The organism is Psychroflexus planctonicus, assembly GCF_014640195.1.
Classification (GTDB): domain Bacteria; phylum Bacteroidota; class Bacteroidia; order Flavobacteriales; family Flavobacteriaceae; genus Psychroflexus; species Psychroflexus planctonicus.
In genome coordinates this window covers 1-8,893 of the sequence record NZ_BMGM01000019.1, presented here as the reverse complement: position 1 = coordinate 8,893, position 8,893 = coordinate 1, and the positions used below count along the sequence as shown (strand labels likewise).

Genomic DNA, 8,893 nt, shown 5'->3' with positions numbered 1-8,893 from the left:
TCTAAATATGAAGAAAAGAAAAAGGCTTTGCTTGAAAATGCAAAACCTTTAGAATCTAGCTTATGCTGATTTTATACAAATATAAAAAAGTCTAAATATTCCTTTGCTTTTAACACAGAATCTTCGAATAGCTTTGAAAATTTGTTTTAATCGAATCAAATAAACTTTCTCAAGCTATTGCGAGCGTCACGCTCGCACTTGAAAGCCTAAACCTATTTCTTCTCTACTTTAGCCAAATGCAATTCTGCCAACTGCTTATCATCAATTGCCGCTGGAGCATCAATCATAATATCTCTTCCTGCATTGTTTTTGGGGAATGCAATAAAATCGCGAATGCTTTCTTGTCCGCCTAAAATGGCAACTAATCGGTCTAAGCCATAAGCAATTCCGCCGTGTGGTGGCGCGCCATATTGAAAAGCATCCATTAAAAATCCAAATTGGGCTTTAGCTTCTTCTTCGGTAAAACCTAAATAATCGAACATTTGGGCTTGCGTTTCCTTATCATGAATACGGATGGAACCGCCTCCAATTTCATTTCCGTTTAAAACCAAATCGTAAGCATTGGCTTTTACCGCTGCTGGATTGGTTGCTAATAACGGAATTTGTTCTGCTTTAGGAGACGTAAATGGGTGGTGCATCGCATGGTAGCGTTGGGTTTCTTCATCCCATTCTAAAAGCGGGAAATCAACAACCCAAAGAGGAGCAAATTCGTCAGGTTTTCGCAAGCCTAAACGATTTCCCATTTCCATTCGCAACGCGCTTAATTGAGCTCTAGTAGTTTGTGCTTCACCAGAAAGTATAGCAATTAAATCACCTGGCTTTGCTCCGGTTTTTTCTGCCCATTTGGCTAAATCATCTTGGTTGTAAAATTTATCTACCGAAGATTTAAAACTTCCATCTTCATTGTATTTTACATAAACCATACCTTTGGCACCAACTTGTGGCCTTTGAACCCATTTGATCAAGGCATCGATTTCTTTTCGGGAATAGGATGCACAACCAGGGATAGCGATTCCTACTACCAATTCTGCTTCGTTAAATACTTTAAAATCTTTATGTTGAGCTACATCATTCAACTCGGCAAATTTCATCCCAAAGCGAATGTCGGGTTTATCGTTTCCGTAAGTAATCATGGCTTCATCGTAGGTCATTCTTGGGAAATTGGCTACTTCAACGCCATTGATTTCTTTCAATAAATGTTTGGTTAAACCTTCAAAAGTTTGCAATATGTCTTCTTGTTCAACAAAAGCCATTTCGCAATCGATTTGCGTAAATTCGGGTTGTCTGTCTGCCCGTAAATCTTCATCGCGGAAGCATTTCACAATTTGAAAATACTTATCCATTCCGCCGACCATCAATAATTGTTTAAAGGTCTGTGGCGATTGTGGAAGTGCATAAAACTGTCCAGCATTCATTCTGCTAGGCACCACAAAATCGCGTGCCCCTTCTGGAGTAGATTTTATTAAATAGGGTGTTTCTACCTCCACAAAATCTTGGTTGCTTAAGTATTTCCGCACTTCCATGCTTACTTTACTTCTAAATACCAATTTGTCCTTCACCGGATTTCTTCTAATGTCTAAATAGCGGTATTTCATACGCAAATCTTCACCGCCATCGGTATCATTTTCAATAGTAAAAGGAGGTGTTTTAGATTGATTGAGTACCACTAATTCTTCCACCAAAACTTCAATTTCACCCGTAGGGATATTTTGATTTTTCGATTCGCGTTCAATTACTTTTCCTTTTACTTGAATGACAAATTCACGATGTAATTTTCTAGCTTCTTCCATCATTACAGCTGGTGTACGCTCAGCATCAAACACCAATTGAGTAATTCCGTAGCGATCGCGTAAATCTACCCAAATAATAAATCCTTTATCTCTTGATTTTTGAACCCAACCTGCTAAGGTAACTTCTTGGTTAAGGTGGGATTGGCGTAACTCTCCGTTGGTATGACTTCTGTACATGATTTTGCTTTTTTACAAGCTGCAAAAGTAAGAAGTTCTAATTTGATGGATGAGTTTGCGGGCTTCTTATTTTTGGAGAAAATGAAAATTGCTAGCTTATTTATTATTGAACGGAAGGATTAGTTTTTGCATTCGCTATATTAAACATGTTTAACAGATTAGGTATGTAGCTTATCCCGATAGCTATCGGGACGTTAAAGTGCGCGTCTGGGGGCTTCCCGAAGTTTCGAGAAAGGCTCCCCCGAAGTATTGGGGCTCTCATCCTAAATATTCAAAACGGAATCGTTTCTCGGTTTAGATATTTTTTTATTCCATAATTCACTTCAATATCTCCGATGGAACTTTTGCAAAAAATCAAAATAAATTTGAATTAAAAAAATTAGCTTTGCAAATGAATTTCGGGATGTAGCTTAGTCCGGTTAAAGTGCGCGTCTGGGGGGCGCGAGATCGGAGGTTCGAATCCTCTCATCCCGACAATTTTTTTTCAATATTGAGATCGGAGTTTCCCCCGAAACCTCGGGGTTCTCATCCCGACTTTGCTAAAACCAAATTTAGCTAAATCTATACAAAAACCTGTAAAACAACGATTTAAAGGTTTTTTATTTTCCAGAAAATACCATAAAAAACCACATTTTACCCTACTTAGGTTACCAAAAAGGTTACTAAAAAAAGCAGTATTTTTCCGAAGATGCAGTCTAAAGCACTACTAATAAAGTTTATTTTTAGACTTAAATTAGCTTAAACTAAAGTTAGAAACTATGATGATTCGAACTTCTTAAGAAGTGCAGGATACAAAGGGATGTAATTCCCACGCTGCCAAACGATTGCATCGTGTGTGCTACGCACTATTAATAGTTCCTTCTCATGTTGCCGCGCGAATGCATCGCGTGAGCCTTAACCTAACCTTACACCACAAGTTTGCAATCCGTTCCAATACCAATACCCAACTAGCCATTTCTAACCATAGCATAATACAATAAAACACTTACTGTCAAGCATCTAATTGGATCAAAAAGATACTAATCAAGCTTTTCGAAGTTAAAAGAAATCGTTGGTATGCGTTACAAGAATATTTTTTTACTTGAAAAATAAATTTAGGTTAAATAAGTAGATAATAACCTTAAACATTATTTAGCAGATTTAAAGATAGATATAAGCTCATGTGTCTCTTCTTTTTCTTTTTCATTATTAAATTTAACTCGTTTAACGTCACGATAATCTAGGTATAGTAACCTTACCAATGCAATTATAAAAAAGAGTATTAAAGAATAAAACATGTCTAAAACAAATTACTAAATGGCTTTTTGCAAAACATTAAACCCAGACTTTTCAAAAATATCAGATAGATGATCTGTTCTTAGTGGTTTCATAATGAATCCTTGAAAAGTTTCGTTTTTACAATCATTTGTAATAGTACTGATGTCCTTATTTGCAGTAATTATGTAAGAAAACAATTTGTTTTCTATTCTGTTTTTAGAACGATAACTATCTAATTCGTTAATTAACCCTACTCCATTCATAACTTTCATATTGTAATCAGTTAATACAATGTCAGGTAAATCAATTTTTTGATCTTTTAAATCGTCTAAAAATTTACGTCCACAATTATATTTGATTACATCAATATCCAATTCAAGATGCTTTACTAGTTTTGCATGTACAAATCTTGTTATATCACAATCGTCAATTATGGCTAAAATCATTTCTATTATTTTTGAGCTCATCTGCTAAGTGCATGCCATATTTTAGCTTGCTCACAATGAACTATTTATGAAACTTTAGTCATCTGATGAATTACAAATATTAGAGTTATTTCTAATATTTAGAAAATGATTGTTAAATCTCTCTATGTATTTAATTAGATTTACTTTGGTATTTAAATTGCTTTATACTTAAGTAATATTACTACAAATAACGATTTACCAATTAACTAACTTTTAATGAATTATCTCAAACAAAATGTAAGATGCTTTATAGGTATACTCTTTTTTTCATGAAATAAACCTGCAGTAAGTTTGGATTGCTCATGGAAAGAAATAATGCAATAAAAGAAAGTTTTTGAAGCGTGATTATTTTAAATTAGATAAAATAGCATTTTTTAAAGCATACTAATCAATGAAATAATGTTTTCACTCAATTAATTTCTTTATGTTGAAGGTTTGATGGGGTTTGTTAAGAAATACCTATAAAACAAATGGTAAAAAGCATAATCAAATCGTAAAATTATTTGGCACTTTATATAAAATCTTTAAGCTGACAAAATAAGAAGAATTAAATTTTATGATCTTGAGAACGAAAAGGACTTTGTTTTTATATCTAATATACCACTATTCGATACATTAATTTATTCATCTGTATTTAAAACTTCTTGCTTTTGTATCAGTTTTAGGTCTTTTGATGAATAAGAATCGAACTCAGGTTAGTAAGATATATTCTCAATTCAAACAGTATATAAATTCAATTTTCTATTCATTTACAACCTGAATTCAACCAATAAGTAATCTTACAATCCAAAAAATTTTTCTACAAGTTTTAATTTTTATAACTAACGAATCTTCCCAATATTGTTGCTACTCTTATTTCTACTACTTTTTAATAAATTTTAAGGTAGTAATTGTTTGTTTACCATCATCTATTTTAATAAAATAGACTCCTGCTGGTTCATTGAAATTTGTTACACTTATTGTGTTATTATCTTCAACAGCATTAAATTCTGTATTAGAAATTGGGTTGCCTAATAGGTCATAAATAGTAAAAGTATAATTTGAAGCCTTATGTGGCAATACTAAATTAAATTGATGATCTACAGGGTTAGGGTATATGTTTACTTCAGTGATTTCATTATCTATAATAGACAGATTGGTTTCTCTAAATTCTATTTTAAAACGATTAAATGCAGTTGAAGGATTAATATTTGGGTCTACATTAAAAGTATAATTATTTTCTCCTTCGTTAAGAATTATTTCTTCATTGGTATATAAATCTAATAAATAAGCATCTACATCATCAAAAGAATCGATGTCTATTTGCAATCGGTATGCGGTATGCTTGTAATTATTTATAAACATATTCACATCTTCATTAGGCAAAGGTAAATCTCTAAGCTGTATGGTAAGTAGCTGTCCATTTTGCATACTGCTTAAGTTTTCATCAATATTATCTAATTTTGGAATATCTCCAGCACCTATGCTGTTATTAGCTCCTTCTATAAAAACAACACGATAGGCATCTAAAGGAGAAGATGCATCGTTCTGCTTAAAAAGATTAACATCCATTCTTTTTTTACTTTCATTTTCTTCAGAAAAAATTTGCACTTGTGTGCTTTCAATAGCTTTGTCGCTTTGATTGTAATTTATATTAACACTTCCTCCTGAAGCAACAAGCATGATGGCTTGCATGGGTTGTATGATATTTGAAACTTGTGAAGATGTAGAAGAACTTGCTTCTCCATTCAAATTGTACTCAAAAACAGTTCCGGCAGTTTCTTCACCAAAATTCCCAGTAAGATATGCTACCCAAGCGCCTCTTCCTCCGGGCTCTCCAGGTGTTGGGGTGCCTCCTAAACTTGGATCCCAATAATAAAAATAATTAAGCAGGGATGCTTCATTATTTATAATAGATTCTATATCAACTTGTGCCCAAAATGGATTACCCGTTAAGATTAAGTCTCCTTCTGCATAATTATTATCAAAAGCAATTGAAATATTATTTTTATCAGGTGTCCCACGCGTTCTCAATTTAGTATTAGTTGGTACGGCTTCATTTTGAGTAATATTAATTGTTCTGTCTCCTCTAACCATTAAACGTCTAGCATCTCTTGCTCCTAGGCTATTTGTAGTTTGATTAGCTGGAGCCCAATTCTGAGTAGTACTAAAAAATGTAAACATGGAAGGATTACCTGTAGGATTCCAATCAAAACCGTTATTTTCTTGATTTAGCGTTGGTGTTCCACTTTCATATCCATTTCCTGTAATGTGTGTTCCATATCCAGCAGGTACTGAATTATCATTATGTGAAGATGCACCTTCTTGCCAATTATCTTGTATACTGCCTAACATGTCTAATGAAGGTGCCACAAAACGATAGGCACGTCTTGCTGGGAAACACTGTTCTGCAACTAAGCCACCGCTTATGGTACCCAATTGTTGGTCTACTTGTGCAACCTTTAAGTTACTTGAATTAAAATCGCAATACAAAGTTAAATTTAAATCACTTTGTAACCTGGTTGTTGGTGTGGTTATGTTTAACACATTGTTTACAAATACAGGGTTGTTTAAAATTAACGCACGTTCATTATTTACTCCACCTTGTAGTGTTAAATTAAAAAGCATATTTGAAACTTCTGGTGTATCTTGATTCATCTGTAGAGTTACTTCTCCATCTCCATCAACTAAAAGAGAAGAATTCATACCACCAATAATAGTTCCTTGGCCAATAATATTACCCTTTAAAGTAAGTGTATTATTTTCTCCAATACTTAAGCTTGCTCCATCTTCAACGAATAAACTTTGTATGGATCTGTCTTGGTCTAATAGAGGAAAATTCGGTACAGTAGCAGGAATACTAATGTCTTCATCTACTCCTGGAACTACGTTATCTGCCCAATTTGATGCATCAGCCCAATCTGAACTGGTAACGCCTATCCAATTTGCATCAAAAATACATTCACTTTCAAAGCCTTCCCAACGCAAAAATGCATAAGATTGGTTATCGGTTGTATTTATACCCCAAATAAAGTCGGTTCCATTTGTAGTTTCACATTCAAAATCCCAACCAGCAGCGGTAAAAGTTGCTTCTAAGTTCATATTAGCTGTTGTGGTTGCTGTTGCTGAAGTATCTGTATTTCCTTCAGCTAAATCTTGATCATAAAAACTATTACTAATTGTAGTTCCTGTTCCTGTACCTGAAAAACCGTTTACATCTGAATTTACCGCTGCATAAGCTCTCGAAATACTTCCACCAACTGCATTTCCTACAAATCCTGCTGTATTACTAACTCCAATATTTGAAAAAGAATTAGTTGTTGTACTAGTTGATAATACATAACTATCGGTTAAAGTACCAGATGTCATTTCTCCTGTAAACCCACCTGCATTAGCTAATGAAGTAGAATAGACCATAGAAAAGTTTTTTACAAAAGACACTGAAATACTTCCATTGTTAACTCCTATAAAACCACCTACATTATTACCAGAATTACCATCAAAAGTTATGTTAGCAACAAAAGATTGATTAATAGTTACATTTGCACCTGAAGACCCAATTAAGCCTCCTACGTTGTTTTCTCCCGTTATATTAATATTTTCAATAGCTAATTCTTCTAATACAACACTTGCAGTTATTTCGCCATAAAGCCCACCAACATTGGTGTTTCCAATTATGTTTGCTGTGCTGGTTTGGCTTACAATGTTTTGATTGCTTCCAGAAAGATTACCGGCAATTCCGCCAACTTGGTCTGTTCCTGTTACGGAAGCTTCATTAGCGTTTTCACTTAGATTTGTTGAGTCAGCTGAACCTACTATTCCACCAACAAAATCTGCGCCTGAAATAGTACCAGTAACACTAGCATTTTCAATTGAAGTATTATTTTCTCCAATCCCAACAATCCCGCCAGTTAGATTATTTCCTGCAATACTTCCAGCAATATTTAAGTTGATTAAAGTAGAATTATTTACTGAACCTGCAACACCACCTGTTTGTATACCTTCGCTTGTGATGTTGATATCAATTGTAATATCAGATAAATTCGAATCTCCAATAGCTCCTGCTAAACCACCAATATTTTCTAAGTTTAGTTCTTCATTTTGAGTAACACTTCCTTGAATTGAAATATTTTCTATATTGGAATTATTAGTAATAATCCCCGCTAAAACTCCAACATTCGAATTTCCCGTAACAGTTGCATTGGCAAAATTAAGATTACTAATATTAGCATTGTCTAAAGTCCCGAAGAAGGCAATTCTATCATCTGTATTATTTAAAGTTAAATTTTCAATACTAAAGTTTTGTCCGTCGTAATTTCCTGAAAAGGACTCTAGTTCCCCTTGTGCTATAATTTGAAATTCTTCTTCATTAGGACAGGAAAAGTCAAGAGTTTCACTTACGTCTATATTATTTAATTGGATGTAAAAAGCACTCCATTCTGTCGGGTTTTGTGCTATCCAAATTAGGTTAGCTAAACTGGTAATTTGGTAAGGATCTGTTTCTGTTCCACTTCCATCCGGTTGAAATACAGGCTCATTAATTTCATCATTAAAGAAAGGATAATTATTGTTAGTTGAAGCAGCTATGCGCCATATATCTTCTGTTCCGTTTGTATTTTCACACACAAAATCCCAGCTAGCAGTAATAAAGATGCTCTCTTGTGTCATATTAGCTGTAGTCTCGCCTGTAGCATCACTATTATCTGTAGATGTTACGTCACTATCGTAAAAAGAATTGGTGATTAAATTAGCTCCTGTTTGGTTTCCGAAAGCGTTAAGTGTTCCTGTACCAGCATTCACTAGATTTAGATTACTTATTGCATAGGTTTTATCAATAGATCCTGCGGATATTTCTCCCACAAAGCCACCTGCATTTGCATTTTCTACGTTTAAGGTTGCTCTAGAATAAGAGTTGTTTACGTTACCAGCTGTCATTTCGCCAATAAAGCCACCAGTTAGACCTTGGGTATTTGTCAAGCTTGCATTAGCATAAGATTGGCTAAGCGTTCCACCATTCATTAAACCTACAAGTCCACCTACATTAGCAGGGTTAGCGGTTGAAGAGAGTGAATTCCCTGCTAAAACATAGACTTTAAGCACATTAGCTCCTGTGGTAGTTTGACCTGCTAGTACCCCAGCATTTGTCATTTGTCCATCAAAATCTGAATTATCAAATTTTAAGTTATTTACTTCACCTGCCAGGATATCAAAGAAACCTGTGTT

General features: G+C 34.2%; 3 protein-coding genes and 1 tRNA gene. 1 reads left to right on the top strand and 3 read right to left on the bottom strand.

Going from position 1 to position 8,893, the window contains the following annotated elements; genetic code table 11:
* Positions 1–212: 212 nt before the first annotated feature.
* On the bottom strand, positions 213–1,967 hold the full coding sequence (gene aspS, locus IEV72_RS13495) for an aspartate--tRNA ligase (protein ID WP_188459650.1): 1,755 nt from the start codon (positions 1,965–1,967) through the stop codon (positions 213–215).
* 399 nt (positions 1,968–2,366) lie between these two features.
* Between aspS and IEV72_RS13490 the strand changes: the two genes are divergently transcribed.
* A tRNA-Pro gene (locus IEV72_RS13490) sits at positions 2,367–2,441 on the top strand.
* An 818-nt stretch (positions 2,442–3,259) separates the two neighbouring features.
* Here IEV72_RS13490 and IEV72_RS13485 read toward each other — a convergent pair.
* Together IEV72_RS13485 and IEV72_RS13480 are read right to left on the bottom strand one after the other, a co-directional pair.
* Complete coding sequence (locus IEV72_RS13485; protein ID WP_188459649.1) at positions 3,260–3,670, bottom strand: response regulator; 411 nt, start codon at positions 3,668–3,670, stop codon at positions 3,260–3,262.
* A gap of 882 nt (positions 3,671–4,552) precedes the next feature.
* Positions 4,553–8,893: DUF8693 domain-containing protein (locus tag IEV72_RS13480; protein ID WP_188459648.1), on the bottom strand; the 4,341-nt coding region annotated here is incomplete at its 5' end.